Annotated in this window: 18 protein-coding genes, 1 pseudogene and 1 riboswitch; of the genes and pseudogenes, 13 read left to right on the forward strand and 6 right to left on the reverse strand. The window is 73.4% G+C overall.

Going from position 1 to position 21,298, the window contains the following annotated elements; all coding sequences use genetic code 11:
- Window positions 1-116 precede the first annotated feature (116 nt).
- The gene (pdxH, locus tag EYQ95_RS18585; protein ID WP_132329097.1) at window positions 117-719 is read right to left on the reverse strand and encodes a pyridoxamine 5'-phosphate oxidase; all 603 of its coding nucleotides are present in this window, start codon (window positions 717-719) and stop codon (window positions 117-119) included.
- Window positions 720-742: 23 nt separating this feature from the next.
- Between pdxH and EYQ95_RS26855 the strand changes: the two are divergent.
- The 5 genes and pseudogenes from EYQ95_RS26855 to EYQ95_RS18605 all read left to right on the forward strand — a co-directional run.
- A pseudogene (locus EYQ95_RS26855) lies at window positions 743-1,237 on the forward strand (shikimate kinase); the annotation flags it as partial.
- A 69-nt stretch (window positions 1,238-1,306) separates the two neighbouring features.
- Entirely contained in the window at window positions 1,307-2,419 is a 1,113-nt protein-coding gene (aroB, locus tag EYQ95_RS18590) for a 3-dehydroquinate synthase (protein WP_243699984.1), read from the forward strand.
- Window positions 2,420-2,638: 219 nt separating this feature from the next.
- A complete protein-coding gene (locus EYQ95_RS18595) occupies window positions 2,639-2,890 on the forward strand; it encodes a WGR domain-containing protein (protein ID WP_132329101.1) in 252 nt (83 codons plus the stop codon).
- A gap of 249 nt (window positions 2,891-3,139) precedes the next feature.
- A complete protein-coding gene (gene hemE, locus EYQ95_RS18600) occupies window positions 3,140-4,216 on the forward strand; it encodes a uroporphyrinogen decarboxylase (protein ID WP_132329103.1) in 1,077 nt (358 codons plus the stop codon).
- Window positions 4,213-4,653, forward strand: coding sequence for a hypothetical protein (locus EYQ95_RS18605; RefSeq protein ID WP_132329105.1), 441 nt, complete (start codon window positions 4,213-4,215; stop codon window positions 4,651-4,653). Before hemE ends, EYQ95_RS18605 begins: the two co-directional genes overlap by 4 nt.
- A gap of 33 nt (window positions 4,654-4,686) precedes the next feature.
- On the opposite strand, the gene EYQ95_RS18610 is transcribed toward EYQ95_RS18605, so the two are convergent.
- Window positions 4,687-8,199 (reverse strand): two-component regulator propeller domain-containing protein, encoded by a 3,513-nt coding sequence (locus EYQ95_RS18610; RefSeq protein WP_132329107.1) that lies wholly within the window; start codon window positions 8,197-8,199, stop codon window positions 4,687-4,689.
- 172 nt (window positions 8,200-8,371) lie between these two features.
- Here EYQ95_RS18610 and EYQ95_RS18615 point away from each other — a divergent pair, with 172 nt between their 5' ends.
- The 4 genes from EYQ95_RS18615 (at window position 8,372) to EYQ95_RS18630 (ending at window position 10,699) form a co-directional block, all read left to right on the forward strand.
- A complete protein-coding gene (locus tag EYQ95_RS18615; RefSeq protein WP_132329109.1) occupies window positions 8,372-9,001 on the forward strand; it encodes a YceI family protein in 630 nt (209 codons plus the stop codon).
- Window positions 8,998-9,570, forward strand: coding sequence for a cytochrome b (locus tag EYQ95_RS18620; protein WP_132329111.1), 573 nt, complete (start codon window positions 8,998-9,000; stop codon window positions 9,568-9,570). The genes EYQ95_RS18615 and EYQ95_RS18620 overlap by 4 nt, the downstream gene beginning before the upstream one ends.
- Window positions 9,567-10,136 (forward strand): YceI family protein, encoded by a 570-nt coding sequence (locus EYQ95_RS18625; protein WP_132329113.1) that lies wholly within the window; start codon window positions 9,567-9,569, stop codon window positions 10,134-10,136. Before EYQ95_RS18620 ends, EYQ95_RS18625 begins: the two co-directional genes overlap by 4 nt.
- A gap of 80 nt (window positions 10,137-10,216) precedes the next feature.
- Window positions 10,217-10,699: a hypothetical protein gene (locus EYQ95_RS18630; protein ID WP_132329115.1), complete on the forward strand. Its 483-nt coding sequence runs from the start codon at window positions 10,217-10,219 to the stop codon at window positions 10,697-10,699.
- Between the two features lies 1 nt (window position 10,700).
- On the opposite strand, the gene EYQ95_RS18635 is transcribed toward EYQ95_RS18630, so the two are convergent.
- Complete coding sequence (locus tag EYQ95_RS18635; RefSeq protein WP_132329117.1) at window positions 10,701-10,931, reverse strand: glutaredoxin family protein; 231 nt, start codon at window positions 10,929-10,931, stop codon at window positions 10,701-10,703.
- An 85-nt stretch (window positions 10,932-11,016) separates the two neighbouring features.
- On the opposite strand from EYQ95_RS18635, the gene EYQ95_RS18640 reads away from it, so the two are divergent.
- Entirely contained in the window at window positions 11,017-12,399 is a 1,383-nt protein-coding gene (locus EYQ95_RS18640) for an L-serine ammonia-lyase (RefSeq protein WP_132329119.1), read from the forward strand.
- A 142-nt stretch (window positions 12,400-12,541) separates the two neighbouring features.
- Window positions 12,542-15,622, forward strand: coding sequence for a ligand-binding sensor domain-containing diguanylate cyclase (locus tag EYQ95_RS18645; RefSeq protein WP_132329121.1), 3,081 nt, complete (start codon window positions 12,542-12,544; stop codon window positions 15,620-15,622).
- On the opposite strand, the gene EYQ95_RS18650 is transcribed toward EYQ95_RS18645, so the two are convergent.
- The 3 genes from EYQ95_RS18650 to EYQ95_RS18660 are packed head-to-tail and all read right to left on the reverse strand — an operon-like array spanning window position 15,623 to window position 18,956.
- Window positions 15,623-16,729, reverse strand: coding sequence for a homoserine dehydrogenase (locus EYQ95_RS18650; RefSeq protein WP_132329123.1), 1,107 nt, complete (start codon window positions 16,727-16,729; stop codon window positions 15,623-15,625).
- Window positions 16,729-17,937: a cystathionine gamma-synthase gene (metB, locus tag EYQ95_RS18655; RefSeq protein WP_132329125.1), complete on the reverse strand. Its 1,209-nt coding sequence runs from the start codon at window positions 17,935-17,937 to the stop codon at window positions 16,729-16,731. The genes EYQ95_RS18650 and metB overlap by 1 nt, the downstream gene beginning before the upstream one ends.
- A complete protein-coding gene (locus EYQ95_RS18660; RefSeq protein WP_132329127.1) occupies window positions 17,934-18,956 on the reverse strand; it encodes a homoserine O-succinyltransferase in 1,023 nt (340 codons plus the stop codon). Before EYQ95_RS18660 ends, metB begins: the two co-directional genes overlap by 4 nt.
- Window positions 18,957-19,024: 68 nt before the next feature.
- Window positions 19,025-19,126: riboswitch (SAM riboswitch) on the reverse strand.
- A 134-nt stretch (window positions 19,127-19,260) separates the two neighbouring features.
- On the opposite strand from EYQ95_RS18660, the gene EYQ95_RS18665 reads away from it, so the two are divergent.
- Together EYQ95_RS18665 and EYQ95_RS18670 are read left to right on the forward strand one after the other, a co-directional pair.
- Window positions 19,261-20,370, forward strand: coding sequence for a phytase (locus tag EYQ95_RS18665; protein WP_132329129.1), 1,110 nt, complete (start codon window positions 19,261-19,263; stop codon window positions 20,368-20,370).
- A 68-nt stretch (window positions 20,371-20,438) separates the two neighbouring features.
- On the forward strand, window positions 20,439-21,296 hold the full coding sequence (locus EYQ95_RS18670) for a M23 family metallopeptidase (protein ID WP_132329183.1): 858 nt from the start codon (window positions 20,439-20,441) through the stop codon (window positions 21,294-21,296).
- Window positions 21,297-21,298 lie beyond the last annotated feature (2 nt).

Here is a 21,298-nt window from a genome sequence, read left to right on the forward strand (position 1 = left end):
AACGACAGCTGCATCGCACTCACCCCGATCACGGTGAGGCATTGTCGCGCAATCGGGCGGAGTTGTTCAGACCTTCCCTAATCCCTAATCCCGAATCCCGAATCCCGAATCCCGAATCACGGATACAGCATCCGCTTGCCCCAGTCCCCCGCGGCGTCGAGCTCGTACATCCAGCGCTCGTGCAGGCGGAACTGCGCGCCGTACCAGAACTCGATGCGCGCCGGGACGACGCGAAGGCCGGTCCAGCGCGGCGGGCGCGGGATGTCGCGGCCGGCGAACTCGCGCTCGACCTGCTGCAGCCGCGCCTCGAAGGTCTCCACGGAGTCCAGCGTTTCGGACTGCTTCGAGGCCCATGCGCCCACTTGGCTCACCCGCGGGCGGGTGGCGAAGTAGGCGTCGGCCTCGGCCTCGGAAACGATTTCCACCGCGCCTTCGATCCGCACCTGCACGCCATTGGCCACGCGCGGCCAGTGGAACAGCAGCGAGGCATGCGGATTGGCCTGCAGCTCGCGCCCCTTGCGGCCGTCGAGGTGGGTGTAGAAGACGAAGCCGCGCGCATCGTGCGACTTGAGCAGCACCATGCGCACCGAAGGGCGCGCGTCGAGGCCGGCCGTGGCCAGCGCCATCGCGGTGGGGTCGGGCTCGCCGGCATCGGTGGCCTGCGCGAACAGGCGGTCGAAGGTGGCGAGGGCTTCGGCGAGCAGGGCGGGCGTGTCCATCGCGGTATTGTGTCCGCATGTCCATGCCACTGCACGCGAACGCCGCGCATGCGGCCAGGCCGCTCGTCCTCGTCGGCCCGACCGGCGCCGGCAAGTCCACCGTGGGCGCCATGCTCGCGCGGCGGCTGGGCCGCGTCTTCGTCGACCTGGATGCGCGCGTCGAGGCGCTGGCCGGCCGCCGCGTCGCCGACATCTTCGCCGCCGACGGCGAGGCCGCGTTCCGCGCGCTCGAGTCGCGCGCGCTGGGCGAGGCGCTGGCGTCGGAGGGCATCGTGCTCGCCACCGGCGCGGGCGTGGTGCTCGACGGCGGCAACCGCGCGGCGATCCGCGCCGCGGCCAACGTGCTGCACCTGGATGCGAACGTCCCCGCGCAGCTCGAACGCCTGCAGGCCTCGTCGGATCGGCCCCTGCTGGCCGGCGACCGCGAGGCCGTGCTGCACGCGATGGCGATCGCCCGCGGGCCGCTGTACGCGGAAGTGGCCGATGCGCGCATCGAGACGACCGCGCATCCCATCGACGAGGTGGTCGACATCGCCGCCGGTGCACTGGCGCTGCTGGAAGCCGGAGGCGGCGCGCGGCCGCAGCGCCTGCGCGTGGAAAGCCCCCGCGCGCCCTACCCCATCCTGGCCGGTGCCGGGCTGCTGCGCGAGGGCTCCGCGGTCGCCGAGGCCGTCCGCGGCCGCCACGCACTCATCGTCTGCGACCGCCACGTGGCGCGCCTTCATCTGGCCGTGCTCGACGCGAGCCTGCGTCGCCTGCGGCCGGATGTGCGCATCGCCCTGCACGTGCTGCCGCCCGGCGAACACGAGAAGACGCTGGATCGCTGGCGCGAGGTCGTCGACGCGCTGGCCGCGCTCGGCGCCACGCGCGACGCGACGGTGGTGGCGCTGGGCGGCGGCGTGGTGGGCGATCTTGCAGGTTTCGCCGCCGCCAGCTGGATGCGCGGCATCGACGTGGTGCAGGTGCCGACCACGCTGCTGGCGATGGTCGATTCGTCGGTGGGCGGCAAGACGGCGGTGGACCTGCCCGCAGGCAAGAACCTGGTCGGCGCCTTCCACCCACCCGCCGCGGTCGTCGCCGACACCGGCACGCTGCGCACGCTGCCGCCGCGCGAGTTGCGCGCCGGGCTGGCGGAGGTGGTCAAGTACGGGGCGGTCTTCGACGCCGGTTTCCTCGACTGGCTGGACGCGCAGGCCGATGCCCTGCTCGGCGGCGACGACGCACGCCTGGCCGAGGCCGTGCTGCGCTCCTGCCGCTACAAGGCCGAGGTGGTGGCACGCGATCCCTTCGAGCACGGCGAGCGCGCCCTGCTCAACTTCGGCCACACCTTCGGCCATGCGATCGAGGCCGAGCAGGGCTATGCCGGTGCGGCCGATGGCCTGGTGCACGGCGAGGCGGTGGCGGTGGGCATGGTGCTGGCGGCGCGGCTTTCGGCGGCGCTCGGGCGTGCGCCATCGGCCGATGCGGACCGGCTGGAGGCACTGCTCGACCGGCTGGGCCTGCCCGTCCGCATTCCCGCGGGGCTCGCGCCCGAGCGCCTGCTCGCGCGCATGCGCCTGGACAAGAAGGCCGACGCCGCGGGGCTGCGCTTCGTCCTGTGGGAGGGCGCCGGCCGCGGCCGCATCGTGCGCGACGTTCCCGACGACGCGGTGCTGGACGTGATGCGGGCATCCACCGCATCGGTCGGGGCGGACGCATAGGCGCAGCGCGTCCGTGCGGGACCCGCGGCGGTCGCCATCCCGGGGTGCGCTGCGCGTGGCCCGGCTGTGCCCGGGCCGCGGGCGAAGCCGGTAGCCCGGGTCGCGGACACGCTGCCCGGGCCTGTGCGCGGGTATCAGGACGCTGCGCGAGGCAGGCCGAGCACCGCCCTGCGCGCCACTGCACCGGCCGCGACGGCGCCTGCGGCTACAATCCCGCGGATGCGACTGCTCCTGCAACAACGCCCGGAAGGCCGCGAAGCGCCGCGCTTCGTCCAGCTCATGCTCCAGCCCGACCTGCTGGGCGGCTGGACGCTCGTGCGCGAGTCCGGCCAGATCGGCGGCAAGAGCACGGTGCGGCGCGAGCAGTTCCTCGACCAGCAGTCCGCGGTGGCCGCACTGGAGAGCGCGCGCGACGCGCAGCTCAAGCGCGGCTTCCAGCTGATGTTCGCGGAGGGTGCGACTCCGCGCTAGCGGACTGCCCAAAGGCAGTCCGCGCGGAGTCGCACGCCCGGGCATGGATGCCCGGGCCGGACCAGCCGAAGCCCCTGATCCGGCGCCATGGATGGCCACCCGCGTGTTGCCGACACCTCACCTCCACGAACCGGCGCTGCGTCCCGAAGCCGCCCGGCGACTCGGTGGCACCGGACCGACAGCCGCCGCCGCTGCGCCACAATGTCGACGCCCACCCTGCCCTTTACGCCCAAGCGAAGCGACGTTCCCATGACCCACGCCCCCCTCCAGAACGACCGCTTCCTCCGCGCGCTGCGCCGCGAGCCCGTCGACCGCACCCCCGTCTGGCTGATGCGCCAGGCCGGCCGCTACCTGCCCGAATACCGCGCCAGCCGCGCGCGCGCCGGCAGTTTCCTCGGCATGGCCAAGAATCCGGAGCTGGCCTGCGAGGTCACGCTGCAGCCGCTGGAACGCTTTCCGCTCGACGCGGCGATCCTGTTCTCCGACATCCTGACCGTGCCCGACGCGATGGGTCTGGGCCTGTACTTCGTCGAGGGCGAGGGCCCGAAGTTCGAACGCCCGGTGCGCACCGCCGCCGACATCGCCAGGCTCGCCGTGCCCGACATGGCGGCCGAACTCGGCTACGTCACCGACGCCGTCTCGCTGATCCGCCGGGAACTGCGCGGCCGCGTGCCGCTGATCGGCTTCTCGGGTAGTCCATGGACGCTGGCCTGCTACATGGTCGAGGGCGGCGGCAGCAAGGACTTCTCGCGCGTCAAGGCGCTGGCGCTCAACGACCCGCAGGCCATGCACCGCCTGCTGGCCGTCGTCACCGACGCCGTCATCGCGTACCTGAACGCTCAGCGCATCGCCGGCGCGCAGGCGCTGCAGGTCTTCGACACCTGGGGCGGCGTGCTCTCGCCGGCCATGTACCGCGAGTTCTCGCTGCGCTACCTCCAGCGCATCGCGCGCGAGCTGCCGCGCGGCGAAGGCGCCGCGGCCGCGCCGCTGATCCTGTTCGGCAAGGGCAACGGCGCCTACCTTGAGGACCTCGCCGCCACTGGCGCCGAAGGCGTGGGCATCGACTGGACGGTGGACCTGGGCGATGCCGCGCGCCGCACGGGCGGCCGCGTGGCCCTGCAGGGCAACCTGGATCCGGTGACGCTGTACGCCTCGCCCGAGGCCATCCGCCGCGAGGTCGGCCGCGCGCTCGACAGCTACCGCGACGGGAACGGCGGCTCGCGCGAAGGGCACGTCTTCAACCTCGGCCATGGCATGTCGCCGGACATGAACCCCGAGCACGTGGCCGTGCTGGTCGAGGCGGTGCACGCGCACAGCGCGCGATGAGGTTCGCGGCGCTGCTGTCGCTCGCCCTCCTGCTGGCGCCGGCGGCGCGCGCCGGCGACGCCTTCGAGGGCCGGTACGACTGGGGAACGGGTGACGCGCCCGACCCGGTCTGGACGCTTCAGGACACCGGCAACGGCCTGCGCATGCGCAGGCACGATGGCCACGAGCTGCCCGTTCGCGAGCTCGACGCGGCAGCGCGCGCAGGGCTCTGGGACCATCTCGACTGGCCTGCAGGGACCGCGCCGGCCGTGCGCTGCGTCGGCTGGGCCGATGAGCCCGGGCCGTTCTCGCGACCGCTGCCCGGCGGCGTCACGGCGGTGATCTGCCGCGTGCCGGCCGATGTCCGCGCACGCATCGACTGGATCCGCGACTACACCAGCGACTGGATCTACTACGACACCGGCCTCGGCGTGGCTGCGCTGCGTCGCATCGACTGACCCCCGCGCGGGCACCCGCCCGCGAGGCGGTGCTCAGGCGGGTTCCCCGTGCAGCACATCCTGCAGCACGTTCGCGAGCATCGCCCCGGTGACCGGCTTGCGCATGAAGCGGTCGAAGCCGGCCGCGCGCGCCTGCGGCTCGGACTCCGCATCCGCCCGCGCGGTCACCGCCACCAGCGGCACCGTGCAACCGCCCGCGCGCAGCTGCCGCGCCAGCGCGAAGCCGTCCATGCCGGGCAGGTCGAGGTCGAGCAAGCCCACGTCGAAGGGCCGCATCTGTGCCTCGGCGAGCGCCGCCAGGCCGTGGGGCGCGTGGCGCACCTCGTGCCCCTGTGCGCGCAGCAGGCCGGTGATGACCTCGGCAACGGTCGCGTCGTCCTCGACCAGCAGGATCGAGAGCGCGGCCGGCGGCCGCGCGGCGACGTCCGCCTGCGGCGCGCGCGCCGGCAGCGCCGCCGCCGGCAAGGGCACCTCGACCTCGAAGCGCGTACCCACGCCGGGCGTACTGTCGACGTCGATGCGCCCGCCCATCGCGTCCACCAGTTCATGACTGATCGCCAGGCCCAGCCCGCTGCCGCCATGGCGTGCCGCCGTGCGCGCACCGTCGCCCTGCTCGAAGCGCCGGAACAGGCGCGCACGCTGCTCGGCCGACAGGCCCGGCCCGGTGTCCTGCACGACGAAGCGCACGCGGTCGCCGACGCGCCGCACATGCAGGGAGACGTGGCCCTGCTCGGTGAACTTGAGCGCGTTGTTGAGCAGATTGAGCAGGACCTGCTTGAGGCGGCTGGCATCGCCGCGCACCCCGGCGGGCAGGTCGGGGCCGAGGTCGAGCTCGAAACGCAGGCCACGACGCTCGGCCAGCGGGCCGAGCAGCGCGGACAGGTCGGCCAGAAGCGCGCGCAGGTCGAACACCTCGTCGACCAGTTCCAGGCGACCGGACTCGATGCGGGCCAGGTCGAGCGCGTCGTTGAGCAGGCGCAGGAGGTGCTCGCCGGCGCTGCGGATGGCGGCGACGTGGCTGCGCTGGCGCGCGTCCAGCGGGGTGTCCAGCAGCAGCTCGCTCATGCCCAGCACGCCGGTCATGGGCGTGCGCACCTCGTGGCCGAAGGTGGCCAGAAAGCGCGTTTTGGCGACGGACGCCTCCTGCGCGAGGCGGCGCTCGTGCTCGGCCTGCTCCCAGGCGTGGCGACGTCGCAGCCGGCCCCGGTAGTAGGCGGCCAGCAAGGCCAGCGCGGCCAGCCCCGTGAGCGCGAACCCCGTGATCGACCACCACGCGCGCCACCACGGCGGGCTGACGGAGAAGCGCAGCTCCCGCACCGGGGCCCAGACGTGGTCGGCCGTGCGGGCGGTGAGCTGCAGGCGGTAGTCGCCCGGGGGAAGCTGCGAGAACACGCGCTCGCCCTGGGTGCCGCCGTCCACCCAGGCGGCGTCGTAGCCGAGCAGGCGCGTGCGGTAGACGTGGGCCGACGGGTCGGCGAAGGCCAGCATGCGGGCGCGGATACGCAGGTCGCGATCGCCCGGTGCGAGCGAGAACGGGCGGGCAGGATCCAGTGGCACGCGGACGCCGTTGCGCAGCACGTCGACCGTCTCCAGCACGAGCCCGGGCGCCTCGGTGGCCGGCCGCACGACTGCCGGGTCGAACAGCACCAGCCCCTCGGGGGTGCCGGCGAGGATGCGACCATCCGATGGCCGCGCCACGGGCGGATCGGCGAACTCCTGGCTGGGCAGCCCGTCGCGTACGCCGTACACGCGGCTGCTGCGCGCCGCCGGGTCGACGCGCACGAGGCCACGCACGCTGGTGACCCACACGATGCCGCGGTCGTCCACCGTGAGGCCGGTCGGGGCCAGCCGCGGGAAACCGGCCTCCGGGCCGAGCCGCTCGCGCCGCACCGGGCGCCCGCGGCGCAGGTCGTAGCCCTCCACCGCGCCGAAACGCGCGAGCCACAGCCCGCCGCGCGTGTCGACGGCAATGCCGTGCACGGGGCCCGCGTCCACGCCGGGCACGCGCACCAGGCGTTCGCCGCGCGCATCGGGGGCGAGCAGGCCGTCGGAGGTGGCGATCCACATGCCGCCGTCCAGCGACGGGGCGATGTCGTGCACGCTGGTCGCACGGTCGAGCCCGCGGCCGTCGCCGCGCATGTAGCGGGCGATCACGCGGCCGTCCTCGTCGCGCACCTGCACTCCGTACTCGCCGGCGATCCAGATCGAGCCATCCGCCGCCTGGACGAGCCGGGAGGCGTCACCGGGCATGGCGCCGTTGTGCTGGCCCGGCCACCATCGGCGCACCTCGCCGGTGCGCGGGTCCACGCGCGCCAGGCCCTCGGTGAACGTCACCCAGACCTGGCCACGGCGGTCCTCGAGCGCGGCGTGCAGGATGAACCCGTCGCCCACGTCCTCCACCACGTGCTCGACCTCACCGGATTCGCTGTCGAGCCGGTCGAGCACGCCGCCGCTGCCCACCAGCCAGACGGTGCCGTCGCGCGAGGGCGCGATGCCGCGCACCTGCGCGTTGGCCAGCGTCGAGCTGTCGCCGAGCCGTCGCGCCAGCACGGAGAACTGGCGCCAGCGCGGCGGCAGGTACCAGAGACCGCTGCTGTTGCTGGCGAACCACAGGCCGCCCTCACGGTCCTCGTGCGCGTCCACCCATGACGGGCGCACCAGTCCCTGGGCGAGCTCGCTGTAGAGCGGCACGGTGGTGACGCGGTCCTCAACGTCGATGCCGAGCCCCTCGGGAATGTCGAACCAGTAGCTGCCGGCGCGGTCGCGCATGAGCACGTGCAGGACCGGGCGCCCGGTATGCGCCCACGGCGCCGGCTCCCCGCGCCCGTCGGGGCGGCGGACCGCCACGCCACGCGGCGTGCCGATCCACAGCGTGCCGTCGCGCTCCACGCTCAGGCCGTTGATGAGCGGGGACGCCAGGCTTTCGGACGGCATGCGTTCGAAGCCCTGTCCGTCGAACCGGGCGACGCCGTGGCCCGTGCCCACCCACAGGCTGCCGTCCGGCGCGACGGCCAGTTGCCGCACGCCCGGGTCGGGAAGGCTTCGCTCGTTCCCCGGCATCGGCACGTAGCGCCGTACCCGTCCGCGCACCAGGCGGTGCAGCCCGGCGTCGGCGGTGCCGAACCAGAGCGCGCCGTCGCGCGTGGAGGCGATCGACCACACTTCGTTGCCGCCCACGCCCGGCGTGCCGCGGTCGATCCAGACGAAGCGCCTGCGGTCGACGTCGAGCATGGCCAGCCCGGCCGTGCGGGTGCCGATCCAGACGCGGTCCTGCGCATCCACGTGCACCGACCACACGAAGTTGTCGCGCAGGCCCTGCTCGGCGCGCCAGACCCGGAAGCCCACGCCGTCGAAGCGCGCCAGGCCGTCGCTGGTGGCGATCCACAGGTAGCCCCGGCGGTCCTGCGCGATGGCGTTGATGCGGTTGGACGGCAGGCCGTCGGCCACGGTGAACTGGCGCGGGCGCGGCGTCTCCGGGAGGCCGGCGGAGGCCGCGGGCGCAAAGGCGATGAGGGCGGCGAGCGCCGCGACGATGAGTGCACGCATCCAGCAGGTCCCCCGGGCGGCACATCCCGGCGGCCGCTCCCCGCGCGCAAGGCTGGGCCATGCGGGGCGGCGGGGCAATAGCGCGCCCGTCGGCAACGGCCCGTTGCGCGCCCTCATGCGGCCAGTGTGGCCCGGCGGCCTAGAATCGGTCGACACCCGCCGGGACCCGCCGATGCCGCGCACGCCCCGCCCCGCCCTCGCCCTGCTGGCCGGCCTGCTGCTGGCAGCGCCCGCCGCCGCGGACGAGCCAGCCGACTTCGCCGTCGACCCCGTGCATACGCGCGTACTCGTGGCCGTCGACCATGCGGGTTTCTCGCGTTCGCTCGGCACGGCCTCGGGCAGCACCGGGCGCGTGCGCTTCGCCGAGGGCTGGGCCGGCGCGGAGGTCGACGTCACCGTTCCGCTGGATGCGCTGGATTTCGGCGACGCGCGCTGGAACGCCGCGGTGCAGGAGCTGCTGGGCACCGGCCGCCATCCGCGGGCGCGCTTCGTGTCCACCCGCGTGACGCCTCGCGACGCGACCCGCGCCGAGGTCTGTGGCGACCTCGCGCTTGCCGGCACCACGCGCCCCCTGTGTATGGACGTGACGTTCAACGCGCTCAAGCGCCACCCGCTGCCGCCGTTCCGCCGCACCGTCGGCTTCTCGGCGACCGCCCGGCTCGACCGCATGGAGTTCGGCCTCGACCGCTGGGCCTCGATGGTCGGGCGCGAGGTGGAGCTGCGCATCGAGCTCGAAGCCTCGCGCGGCCTCGGTGCCCCCGCGGCCACGCCCGCCCCATCCACCGAGGACCCGCGCCGATGAAGCGCTCCACCGTACGCCCCGACCGCTGGGGCCCCGTCAGCCAGGCCTTCCACTGGATCAGCGTGCTGCTGCTCGTGGCGATCGCCGCGATCGGCCTGACCATGGAGGATCTGCCCACTTCGCCGGACAAGATCCGCCTGTACGCACTGCACAAGTCGCTCGGGCTCACGCTGCTCGCGATCGTCGTGCTGCGCCTGCTCTGGCGCTGGACGCGGCCCGTGCCGGCCGACCTGCCCGGCATCGCGCCCTGGATGCGCCGCGCCGCCAGCGGCGTGCACTGGGGCCTGTACGCGCTCATGCTGGCCATGCCGCTGACGGGCTGGCTGCTCAACTCGGCCGAGGGCTTCCCGCTGCAGTGGTTCGGCCTGTTCAACCTGCCCGCGCTGGCCGCCGAGAGCGAGCCGGTGGCCGATCTCGCCCACGAGCTGCACGAGAACGGCTTCTGGCTGCTCGTGCTGCTGGCCGCCGGCCACGTCTTCGCCGCGCTCTACCACCACGTCTTCCTTCGCGACGGCACGCTGCAGCGCATGCTGCCCGGCCGCCGCCGTCCGCCGGAGTCCACGCCATGACGCGCCCCGCGCTCGCCCTGCTGCTCGCCACGCTCGCCACCCTCGTTCCGGCCGCCCAGGCCGCCGACTACGTGCAGGCGCCGGGGTCCACGCTGACGTTCGCGACGAAATACCAGGGCGAGGTCTTCACCGGGCGCTTCCCGGCGTTCACGACGCGGCTGAGCTTCGATCCCGCCAGGCTGCAAGGCGCGCGGCTGGATGTCGTCATCCCGCTGGCCGGCGCGGCCACCGGCAACGACGAGCGCGATTCCACGCTCAAGGACGCGGACTTCTTCAACGTCGCGAAGTTTCCGCAGGCGCGCTTCGTCGCCACGCGCTTTCGCGCGCTCGGCGGCAACCGCTATGCCGCCGATGGCCAACTCACGCTTCGCGGCGTCTCGCGCCCGGTCACCCTCGGCTTCACCTGGACCCCGGGGGCCGCACCCGTGCTCACCGGGCGCGCAACGGTGAAGCGGCTCGACTTCGGCGTCGGCGCCGGCGACTGGGCCGATACCTCGCTGATCCCGAACGAGGTGGCGGTGAGTACGAAGGTGGTGTTCAGGCCGGTCGCGGCGGTCGGCAGGTGAGCGCCTGCCTCGACCGCCGCGCCGCGTGTGCTCCACGGCGCACGCGTGTCGGCGCATTCCGAACGGGCGGTGCGCGGCGCGTGCGCCGTCTGGGCCTCGCGTGGCTGCTCCTGGCCTGCGCGCTTGCCGACGTCGCCATCGGCGCGCCGCCCGCGCCGGCGGTCGTGTACCCGCCCGAGCTGCGGGGCGCGTGGTTCACCGACGACGCCGAAGGCCGTGCCGGATGCGCCGCGCACCGCCGTCGACCGACGCCGCGCAACGAACACGACTGGGGCCGCATCGTCGGCGCGATCATGATCGGCGGGGACGTGGCGCACCACGTTTCCGACTACGGAGAAGGCGCGTTCTACATCCCGACGTCGGTGGTGCCACTCGGCGCGGGGTGGTGGCGCATCGAAAGCCGCGTAGGCATCGACGGCGAGCCGGACCCGCAGGAGCCGCCCACCGTCAGCGAGCTGCGTCTGGAGCAGGGGCGCCTGCAGTGGCGCGACGCGGGTGAATCCGGCCACGCGCGACCGCGCCTCGTGCTGTGCAGCCGCCGCATCCCGGGCGACGCCGGCTAAGTCACCCGGCGCGCAGCGCCACGACGGCCGCCGGATCGAACGGCCAGTCGAGTTCCACCCCGGTCGTCCGGTCGCGCAGCACCGGCACGCGGTGCCCGTAGGCGGCTTCCAGCGCGGGATCGTCGTCGACGAACACGCTCTCGAACTCCGGGAACGACGCGCCCGCCAGCACCTCCAGCGCGAGGTCGCAGAGGTGGCAGTCGTCGCGCTGGAACAAGATGAACCGGCTCATGGGGATGCGGTGCAGTACGGAAACGCGGCGGTCGGTACGGGCTTAGAATAGCCGCCTTCCCTCATCGTCCCTGGCTGGAGCCGCGGTGGCCGTCAGCACCTTCGACCTGTTCAAGATCGGCATCGGCCCGAGCTCCTCGCACACCGTGGGCCCGATGCGCGCGGCCGCGCGCTTCGTCGAGCGCTGGCTGGTGGAGAACGGCGACCTGCCACGCACCGCCCGCGTGCGCGCCGAGGTATTCGGCTCGCTCGCGCTCACCGGCCGCGGCCACGGCACCGACAAGGCCGTGCTGATGGGCCTGGAAGGCCATTGGCCGAACCTGATCGACCCGGACGTGATCCCGCCCGCGCTCGAGCGCATCCGCGCCAGCAAGCGCATCCGCCTGTTCGGTGCGCACGAGATCGGCTTCGACGAGAAGCACGACCTCATCATGAACAAGCGCCAGAAGCTGCCGTTCCACACCAACGGCATGCGCTTCACGGCCTACGACGCCAACGGCGAGGTCATCGCCACCCGCGACTACTACTCCGTCGGCGGCGGCTTCGTGGTCAACCAGGACGAGGCGGCCGAGGACCGCATCGTGGCCGACGAGACCGAGCTGCCCTATCCGTTCCTCACCGGCGACGCGCTGCTCGCGCAATGCGAGCGCACGGGCCTGTCCATCGCGCAGCTGATGTTCGCCAACGAGCAGGTCTGGCGCGCGCCGCAGGAGATCGAGGCGGGCCTGGACGAGATCTGGGGCGCGATGCAGGCCTGCGTGGCGCGCGGCATCCGCGAGGCGGGCACGCTGCCGGGCGGGCTGCGCGTGACGCGGCGTGCGCCGCAGCTGCATGCCGAGCTGTCCTCGCGCCCCGAGGCCGCGATGCGCGATCCGCTCACCACGCTGGACTGGGTCAACCTCTACGCCCTCGCGGTGAACGAGGAGAACGCCGCGGGCGGGCGCGTGGTGACGGCGCCCACCAACGGCGCGGCCGGCATCATCCCGTCGGTGCTGCACTACTACGACCGCTTCATTCCCGGCGCGAGCATCGAGGGCGTGCGCACGTTCCTGCTCACCGCCGCGGCCGTGGGCATCCTCTACAAGGAGAACGCCTCCATCTCCGGCGCCGAGGTCGGCTGCCAGGGCGAGGTGGGCGTGGCCTGCTCGATGGCCGCCGCGGGGCTCACCGCCGCGATTGGCGGCACGCCGGGCCAGGTCGAGAACGCCGCCGAGATCGGCATGGAGCACAACCTCGGGCTCACCTGCGATCCCATCGGCGGCCTGGTGCAGATCCCCTGCATCGAGCGCAATGCGATGGGCGCAGTGAAGGCGATCAATGCCAGCCGCATGGCCATGCGCGGAGACGGCAAGCACAAGGTCAGCCTCGACAAGGTCATCAGGACCATGCGCGATACGGGGCGCGACATGCAGGACAAGTACAAGGAAACCAGCCGCGGCGGGCTCGCGGTGAACGTCATCGAGTGCTGAGCGGGCATCGCGAGGGAGCCTGGCGCCCGGCGCACGCCACGGGCCCTCACGATGGGCATAGCGCCTGGGGACCGCCTGCTTTCAGTTGCGTGGAGAATGGCCGATAACGACCGTGGACGGGCCGAGGACAGGAGAGCGACCCATGCGCAGGATCATGGCCGCACTGGCATCGCTCGCCCTGCTTGCCCTGCCCGCCGCGCATGCACTGGACCCGGGCAAGGCCCTGCACCATCACGTGCGCAACGTCTGGTCCATCCAGCAGGGCCTGCCGCAGATCAGCGTGCTGGCGATCGCGCAAGACCGCACCGGCTACCTGTGGGTAGGCACTCAGGCCGGTCTGGCGCGCTTCGATGGGCTGCGCTTCGAAACCTTCACCCCCGACACGGAGCCGGCACTGCCTGGCACGTGGATCCGTGCGCTGCACACCGCGCGCGACGGGCGGCTGTGGATCGGCACCTACAAGGGGCTGGCAGTCCACGACGGCCGCCTGATCCGGCCGGTCCCTGCGCACGACGCGCGACGCTGGCCCGCGCTGGACATCACCGGCATCGCCGAGGATCCGCAGGGCGGCCTGTGGATCGCCTCCGCCTCCGGCCTGTTCTGCGTCGTCGACGACCGCCTGGTTCCGGTGGAAGGCAGTCCGACGCGCGTCCAGGCCCCGCTGCCCCGGCCGGACGGACTCTGGCTGGGCGGTCGGGGCGCGGTGCACCGGCGCCTTCTGACCGGCCGCTGGGAAACGCTGCCGCTGCCCCCGCAGGCGACGGACGCCACGGTCAACCACCTGCTCTCGGCACAGGGCCGGCTCTGGGCGGCGACGTCGATGGGCCTGTACCGGCTCGGCGCTGGCGGGTGGGAGCACGCCGATGATGTCCCGCAGCTGCGCGATGCGCCCGTCGACGTGCTTTTCGCCGACCGCGACGGCAATGTCTGGGCCGGCGGCGACACGGGCCTGGCCCGGCTGCGCGGGGGCGTGCTCGCCGAGTTCGTCGGCGTGCGCGAACCGGGCGGCATCCCCGGCCTGCGCTCGGCCTTCGAGGATCGCGAAGGCAACCTGTGGCTGGGCAGTCAATGGGAGGGCCTGGTCCGCCTCTGGAATTCGTGGACGCGCCGCTACAGCACGGCCGAAGGCCTGCATGAGCGCATCGTCTGGTCCGTCGCGGCCGATCCCGACGGGCGCCGCCTGTGGGTGGGCAGCAACGACGGCCTGAGCGTGTTCGAAGGCGGCCGGTTCCGGCGCGTCGTGCCCGGCGCGGCGCTGCCGCATCCGCATGCCTACAACCTGCTCGCCGAGCCCGGCCGCCTCTGGATCGGCACGCGGGGCGGACTGCGCGTGCTGGACCACGGCGCCGGCGCGACGGCGCCCCGCGCGCTGCCCGAGCTGGCGGCGATCGGCGGCGCGCAGGTGAACGCGCTGCGCCGCGCGCCCGATGGTGCCCTGTGGATCGGCACGCCCGAGGGCCTGTTCCGCCTGCACGAGGGCAGCGTGCGCCGCTACGCCGTGGCCGAGGGCCTGGCGGACCCGCGCGTGCGCTACCTGCTGGTCGAACCCGACGGCACCCTGCTGGCCGGAACGGAGAACGGGCTGTTCGAGTTCCGTGCCGGCCGCTTCGTCGCGGTGCGCGGCGAAGGTCTCCCGAAGACACTGGACGTCACCGCGATCCACCGGCTGCGGGACGGCCGCCTGGCAGTCGGCACGCTGAACGAGCGCACGTATGTCGGCGATGCGCGCCGCTGGATCACGCTGGATCCGACGCGCGGCGTGCCCGCCAACGCACCATTCTTCCTCGCCGAGCACGACGGCTACCTGTGGATCGCAGGCATCCGCGGCATCTCGCGCGTGCCGCTGGCCGACATCGCCGCTGCGGCCACCGGCCGTCGCGACAGACTGCGCGGGGAGATGCTGCTCAACGAGCGGGGCGACCCCATGAGCGGGCAGCAGGGGTACTGCTGCAACGGCGCGGGCACGTCGAAGGGCGTGCTGCGGGGATCGACGCTGTGGCTGCCCACGCGCGACGGCGTGGTCGCGCTGGACACGCAGTCGATCCGCAAGAACACCACGCCGCCCGGTGTCGCGATCGAGCGGGTTCGCATGGGCGGCGACGCGCTGCCGGCCTGGCGCCTGGACGGAAAGCCGCTGCCGGGCGACCTGCGCGACCTGTCCATCGACTTCGCGGTCATCAGCTTCCAGGACCCGCGCAGCGTGAGCGTGGAGTACCGGCTGCGCGGCTACGACGCCGACTGGGTGCAGCCCGAGGGCGGAAGCCGGCAGGCGCGCTACACCAACCTGCCGCCGGGCGACTACGTCTTCGAGGTTCGCGGCCGCAACAATGCCGGGGTCGCGGCGAAGGCGCCGGCGCAACTGCGGTTCAGCGTGACGCCGAGGTTCCACGAAACCGGATGGTTCGCGCTCCTGGCCGTACTCGCCGTCGCCGGCCTGGTGTACGCGGGCTACCGCTGGCAGCGCATCCGCTACCAGCGCCGGCAGGCCGAGCTGGAAAGCCTGGTCGAGCAGCGCACCGAGGCGCTGGCGCTGGCCAACCGCCAGCTGGAGGACGCCAGCCACACCGACCCGCTCACGGGGCTGCGCAACCGCCGCTACATCGGCTCGCAGCTGCCGGCCGACCTCTCCTTCTACGACCGCCAGGCCAGCGCACGCCGCGAGGACGACAAGGCGATGCTGTTCGCGCTCGTGGACATCGACCACTTCAAGCAGGTCAACGACCGCTACGGCCACCGCGCCGGCGACCTCGTGCTGCAGCAGTTCGCGCAGGTGCTGTCCCGGCTCGTCCGCACCGGCGACTACGTGGCGCGCTGGGGCGGCGAGGAGTTCCTGCTGGTGTTCCGCCCCATGCCGCAGCGCAACGTCGCCACGATCGGCGAGCGCATCCAGTCGGCGGTGGTGGCGCACGCCTTCGACCTCGGCAACGGGCTGGTGCTTCCGCTGACCTGCTCGATCGGCCTCTCGCAGTACCCGCTCAGCCGCGACGACGGTGCGCAGCTGGGCTGGGAGTCGATGATCGAGCTGGCCGACGAGGCGCTGTACTACGTCAAGACGCACGGCCGCAACGGCTGGGCTTCGTTCCGGCCGACGGGCACCACCGTGCTCGAGCGCCTGGTGGCCGACGTGCACGAGGACCTGCAGGGCATGCTCGACGCGGGCCGGCTGGAAGTGATCGGGGAGATCGCCGGCGAGTCCATCGTGACGCGCCCCACCGGCGCCTGATCAACCCCGGCGCACGATGCGCAGCACGTCGTCGAGCAGCGCGGCGGCGGTGACGCCGGCGCCCGCGCCGGGCCCCTGGATCACCAGCGGCTGCGTGGGGTAGCGGTCGCAGCGGATCGCCACGCGGTTGTCGGTGCCGGTGCCGGCGCAGAGGGGATCGTCCGGCGGCAGCGATTCGATGCCGACGCGTGCCCGCACGCGGCCGGCGCGGACGTCCAGCCGCGCCACGTGGCGCAGGCGCTCGCCGCGCTTGTAGGCCTCGGCGAAACGTTCGCGCAGCGGCGCGTCGAGCACGCCGAGCGCGCCATCGACCTGCGCGAGCGCAAGCCCCGCGAGCGCCGGCGGCACCACCGACTCGACCTGAACGTCGTCTACATCCAGTGCGAAGCCCGCCGCGCGCGCGAGGATCAACAGCTTGCGGCGCACGTCCTCTCCGGAAAGATCCTCACGTGGATCCGGCTCGGTATAGCCGGCCTCGCGTGCCTGCCGGACGAAGCCGGAGAAGGGCCGCAGCCCGTCGAAGGCACCGAACAGCCAGGCCATGGAGCCCGACAGCACGCCGGCGATGCCATGCACCGCGTCGCCGCCTTCGCGCAGCTCGCGCAGGCTGCGCAGAAGCGGCAGCCCTGCGCCCACCGTTGCGCTGTCGCCATAGCGCGCGCCCGTGCGGCGCGAGGCCGCGTCGATCGCGCGCCAGCGCGCGAGCGAGGCACCCTGCCCGAGCTTGCTCGCGGTGACCACGTGCAGCCCGGCGTCCAGCCAGCGCGCGTGCGATGCCGCGACCCGCTCGCTTCCGCTGGCATCCACCACGATGCCGCAGGCCGCGCCACTCAAGGCGGCGGCGGGATCCACGAAGGCCCCGGCCCCGGCCCCCGCACGCACCAGCCCGGCCGCGATCGAAGGGTCCACCCCGCTGCCGCGCGCCAGCGCATGCCTCGAGTTCGCCACGTGCACCAGCCGCAGCGGCGCGCCCGCCCGCTGCAGCCGCGCAAGGCGGCGCAGGAACTCGCCGCCGACGGTTCCGATGCCGAGCAGTGCGACATCGGCCTGCCGCGGCCGCGATGCCACCGCGCCGCGCGGCGCGCCAGCCGTGACCGGCGTCGCCATCAGGCCACCGCCCCGGCCGTTCGCGTTCGCGCGCGCGCGCCGAGCGCATCGACCCGCGCCAGCGCGTTGTCCAGGTCGGCGCGCAGGTCGTCCGCGTGCTCGATGCCCACCGACAGCCGCAGCAGCCCATCGCCGATGCCGGCCGCATGGCGGGCCTGCGGCGACATGGCCGCGTGCGTCATCGTGGCCGGATGCGCCACCAGGCTCTCCACGCCGCCCAGCGACTCGGCCAGCGTGAAGCAGCGCAGCCCGTCGAGGAAGGCACGCACGCCCGCCTCGCCGTGGGCGACCTCGAGACCGAGCATCGCGCCGAAGCCCGACTGCTGCCGCGCCGCGACCGCATGGCCCGGATGCGTGGCCAGGCCGGGATAGTGCACGGCGAGCACGGCCGGGTGCGCGACGAGCAGCTCGACCAGCGCCTGCGTGTTGTCTTGGTGGACGCGCAGGCGCGCGTCGAGCGTGCGCAGGCCGCGCAGGGTCAGGAAGCTGTCGAAGGGCGCGCCGGTCAGGCCCAGCGCGTTCGCCCACCATGCCAGCCGCTCGTGCAGCGCTGCCTCGCGCGCGACCACCGCGCCGCCCACCACGTCGCTGTGGCCGTTGATGTACTTGGTCGTCGAATGCAGCACCACGTCCGCGCCCAGGGCGAGCGGTTGCTGCAGCGCCGGCGAGAGGAAGGTGTTGTCGACCACCGCCAGCGCACCGACGGAATGGGCCGCGCGCACGGTCGCCTCGATGTCGGTGATGCGCAGCAGCGGGTTCGACGGCGTCTCGATCCAGACCAGGGCCGCGCCATCGGCCAGTGCCGCATCGCGCGCGGGGGGGCAGGTGAGGTCGACGGTCACCAGCTCGAATGCGCCCTTCGCGGCCAGCGCGTTGAACAGGCGCCAGCTGCCGCCGTAGGCGTCGTGCGGCACCACCACGCGCTGGCCGGGCGATGCCAGGGCGTGCAGCACCAGGCTGATCGCCGCCATGCCGGTGGCCGTGACAACCCCACCCGCGCCGCCCTCGAGCTCCGCCAGCGCCTCGCCCAGCAGGTCGCGCGTGGGGTTGCCGCTGCGCGTGTAGTCGTAGGCGCGCTTGTCGTTGAAGCCGGCGAAGCTGAAGTTGGACGAGAGCACCAGCGGCGGCGTCACCGCGCCGAAGGCGGCATCGCGGTCGATGCCGGCGCGCACCGCGGCGGTGGCGGGCCGGAAGCCTGCGCGGCTCATGCCGGCACCCCGGCGTCGAGCGCCTCGGCCAGCACGGCGGCGATGGCCCCGGGCTCCTTGAGGAAGGCGTCGTGCCCGTAGCGCGAACGCAGCACGCGCAGGCGTGTCTCCCCGCGCAGATGCTGGGCCAGCGCATACACCTCGGCCAGGGGCACCAGCCGGTCCTGTTCGACCGCCACCAGCGTCACCGGAATGGCGATGCGCGCCGGGTCCACGTCCTGCAGGTCGATCGACTCCGACAGCCGCAGGAACGCCACCGGCGGCGTGCGTTGCGCGTACGCGTTGCCGCAGTGGTCCAGATAGTCCTCCGCGGCCACGCGCACGCGGCCCTCGACCACGCGCGCCGGTCCGAAGCGCTCGCCGAACTCCTCCGGCGTGCGGTAGCTCAGCAGCGCGAGCTGGCGCGCGAGCACGAGGCCGTCGACGTCGTCGCACTGCAGCGCGCCCAGCGCCACCGCCCGCCGCTGCAGCGCGCGCCACGCGCTGGCATAGGGATGCGCGCGATGCGTGCCGCTGATCGCGACCAGGCGATCGAGCCGCGCCGGGAAGTTCGCGGCGAACTGCAGGCCCACCATCGCACCGTAGGAACTCCCCACAAAGCCGTGCAGCACGCCGACGCCGAGGTGGTCGAGCAGGGCCGCGATGGCGGCCGCCTGGTCGGCCGGGTCGATCGGCGCGTCCAGGCTGCCGTCGGCGCCCAGCCAGTCGATCGAAAGCAGGCGCCAGCGGGCCGGGTCCAGCACCCGGCCGGCGCCCACCTGCGCGTCCCACCAGCCGGGCGCGGCGTCGGCGGCATGGGCGGCGAGGTGGCGATGCGCCGAGATGCCCCCGGCGACGAGCACCGCCGGCGCGCGCACGTCGCCCACGTCCTCGTAGCGCAGGCGCAGGCGGCGACGGCCGGCATGGCGCAAGGCCAGGTCGAGGTCGAACTCGCCGCGTCGCGCGGCGGGCGGGCGCGCGTCGTCGAGGCAGGGCCCGGCGGGCGTCGGGTCGATACAGGAAACGGGGGCGAGGCTCATGGCGGGGCTCCGGCGAAGGTGACGGGGCCATCGAGCCTGCGACGCTCCCGCCTTGCGGCAGGAGGGCACGACCATCTTCCGGCATGACGCCGCAGGAATTGGCACCTGGCACTCGCGTGCTGGTTGCCCCGGCGTCAAAGGGCCTGTCCCTCAGCCGGTCTCGATGGATGGGCGGAGTCTGCGCATGACGCCGCGGCCTGTCAATCTCTTCATCCTTATAAAGCGATGGAATAACCGGAACGCCCGCCTTACGGCCCGTCGGGCATGCGGTCGCCGCGCGCCACCGACGCCTTACACTTTGGCGATGAGCCCCCGCCTTTTCCTGCTCGCGGCCGCGCTGTTCGCCGCCGGCTGCGCCACGCGCACCCCATCCGTTAAGCCGGCTCCGCCTGCCGCGGTCGTCGCCCCGCCGGCCGTCGAAGTGGCGACCGTGCGCGAGCGCTACGTCTCCGAGGACACCGCGGCCGACGAACTCGATTCCCTGGCCACCTGGACCACCGAGGACGGCCGCACCTGGCTGATCGCGACCGCCAAGTCCACGCACCGGCTGGTGGTGTTCGACGGCGACAGCGGCGCACGCCTGCGCGACCTGGGTGGCGAAGGCAGCGCGCCCGGGCAGTTCCGCCGCCCCAACGGCATCGCCGTGCACGGCGACATGCTGTTCGTGGTCGAGCGCGACAACCGCCGCGTGCAGGTGCTCGCGCTGCCCTCGTTCCAACCCCTGGCCACCTTCGGCGAAAGCGAATTGCGCAGCCCGTACGGGATCTGGCTCACCGAGACCGAACCGGGCGAGCTCGACGTGTACGTCACCGACAGCTTCATGTACGGCGCGCGCTTCGACCAGCTGCCGCCGCTGGCCGAGCTGTCGCAGCGCGTGCGCCGCTACCGCGTGCAGGTGGGCGGTGGCGACGGGCGCCTGCGCGTCGCGCATGCCGGCACCTTCGGCGACACCAGCGAGGCGGCGGCGCTGCACGTGGTCGAGTCCATTGCCGGCGATCCCGAGAACGACCGGCTGCTCATCGCCGAGGAGGACGAGAAGCGTCCGTCGACCCTGCGCGAGTACACCTTCTCCGGCCGCTACACCGGTCGCAGCCTGCCCCAGCACGCGTTCGCCGCGCAGGCCGAGGGCGTTGCGCTGTGGGCCTGCGCCGACGGCGAGGGCTACTGGATCGCCGTGGACCAGCTCGCGCCGCTCACCGTCTTCCACCTCTTCGACCGGGTCAGCCTCGCGCCACGCGGCAGCTTCCGCGGCAGCGTGACCGCGCATACCGACGGCGTCGCCCTGCATGCGGCCTCCACCCCGAGTTTCCCCGGTGGCGTGCTGTACGCCGTCCACGACGATCGCGCCGTCACCGCCTTCGACCTGCGCGACGTCGCGCGCGCCCTCGGCCTGCCGCGCGGCTGCACCGGCTGAGCATGCGCGCGCGCCACGCCCTGCCCCTGCTGGCCGCGTTCGTTGCGGCCGTGGGTTTCGGACCGCGCATGGCCGAAGCCACGCGCGTGCTGCGCTGGACGGGGCCCGAAGGCGTGCGCCACTACGGCGACCACGTGCCGCAGCAGGCCGTCACGCGCGATGTCCAGTCCCTGCCCGTGGACGCCGAGCCCTCGGCGATCGCCGGCCTGCGTACGCGCGCCGTGGCCGGCGGCTACCAGGCGTTGGCCGACAATCGCCTGGCCGGCCCCGTGGAGGTGCGCCTGCGTTTCGTGCACGCACGCAACTTCCGCGCGGATCCGCTGCTGCCGGCGCGCGCCGTGGTGCCGGCGCGCTCGAGCGTGGTCGTCGCCACGCTGTCGGTCGTCGACCCCTCCATGGGCGCCGATTTCGAACTGGACATGGATGCCGAGCGCGGCGATCCGCGTGCCCGTCCCCGCGACGTCGAGTACCTGTTGCCCCTGCGTGGCGTGCCGCTGCGCATCGAGCAGGGCTTTGGCGGCAGCTTCAGCCATGCCGACGCGCAGAACCGCTACGCCATCGACTTCGCCGCGCCCATCGGCACGCCGGTGCTGGCCGCGCGGGAGGGCGTGGTGATGGAGGTCGAGTCGGATTTCGCGCGCGGCGGGCTCGATGCCGAGCGCTACGGCGGCCGCGCGAACATGGTGCGCCTGCTGCACGATGACGGGGCGATGTCGGTCTACGCGCACCTCAAGCCCGACGGCGCGCTGGTACGGCCGGGCCAGCGGGTGCGTGCGGGAGAAGTGATTGGCCTCTCCGGCAACACCGGCTTCGCCAGTGGCCCCCATCTGCACTTCTCCGTGCAGGCCAACCGTGGAATGCGGCTCGAGTCGATTCCTTTCCGCATGCGCGGGCCCGACGGGCCGCTGCGCCTGAGCGGCAACTGATT

This window comes from Lysobacter sp. N42 (genome assembly GCF_004344885.1).

What these genes read in the sequence shown, in the direction of transcription:
- pdxH (WP_132329097.1), bottom strand. Translation starts at nt 719, where the DNA reads ATGGACACGCCCGCCCTGCTCGCCGAAGCCCTCGCCACCTTCGACCGC.
- EYQ95_RS18595 (WP_132329101.1), top strand. Translation starts at nt 2,639, where the DNA reads ATGCGACTGCTCCTGCAACAACGCCCGGAAGGCCGCGAAGCGCCGCGC.
- hemE (WP_132329103.1), top strand. Translation starts at nt 3,140, where the DNA reads ATGACCCACGCCCCCCTCCAGAACGACCGCTTCCTCCGCGCGCTGCGC.
- EYQ95_RS18605 (WP_132329105.1), top strand. Translation starts at nt 4,213, where the DNA reads ATGAGGTTCGCGGCGCTGCTGTCGCTCGCCCTCCTGCTGGCGCCGGCG.
- EYQ95_RS18610 (WP_132329107.1), bottom strand. Translation starts at nt 8,199, where the DNA reads ATGCGTGCACTCATCGTCGCGGCGCTCGCCGCCCTCATCGCCTTTGCG.
- EYQ95_RS18615 (WP_132329109.1), top strand. Translation starts at nt 8,372, where the DNA reads ATGCCGCGCACGCCCCGCCCCGCCCTCGCCCTGCTGGCCGGCCTGCTG.
- EYQ95_RS18620 (WP_132329111.1), top strand. Translation starts at nt 8,998, where the DNA reads ATGAAGCGCTCCACCGTACGCCCCGACCGCTGGGGCCCCGTCAGCCAG.
- EYQ95_RS18625 (WP_132329113.1), top strand. Translation starts at nt 9,567, where the DNA reads ATGACGCGCCCCGCGCTCGCCCTGCTGCTCGCCACGCTCGCCACCCTC.
- EYQ95_RS18635 (WP_132329117.1), bottom strand. Translation starts at nt 10,931, where the DNA reads ATGAGCCGGTTCATCTTGTTCCAGCGCGACGACTGCCACCTCTGCGAC.
- EYQ95_RS18645 (WP_132329121.1), top strand. Translation starts at nt 12,542, where the DNA reads ATGCGCAGGATCATGGCCGCACTGGCATCGCTCGCCCTGCTTGCCCTG.
- EYQ95_RS18650 (WP_132329123.1), bottom strand. Translation starts at nt 16,729, where the DNA reads ATGGCGACGCCGGTCACGGCTGGCGCGCCGCGCGGCGCGGTGGCATCG.
- metB (WP_132329125.1), bottom strand. Translation starts at nt 17,937, where the DNA reads ATGAGCCGCGCAGGCTTCCGGCCCGCCACCGCCGCGGTGCGCGCCGGC.
- EYQ95_RS18660 (WP_132329127.1), bottom strand. Translation starts at nt 18,956, where the DNA reads ATGAGCCTCGCCCCCGTTTCCTGTATCGACCCGACGCCCGCCGGGCCC.
- EYQ95_RS18665 (WP_132329129.1), top strand. Translation starts at nt 19,261, where the DNA reads ATGAGCCCCCGCCTTTTCCTGCTCGCGGCCGCGCTGTTCGCCGCCGGC.
- EYQ95_RS18670 (WP_132329183.1), top strand. Translation starts at nt 20,439, where the DNA reads ATGGCCGAAGCCACGCGCGTGCTGCGCTGGACGGGGCCCGAAGGCGTG.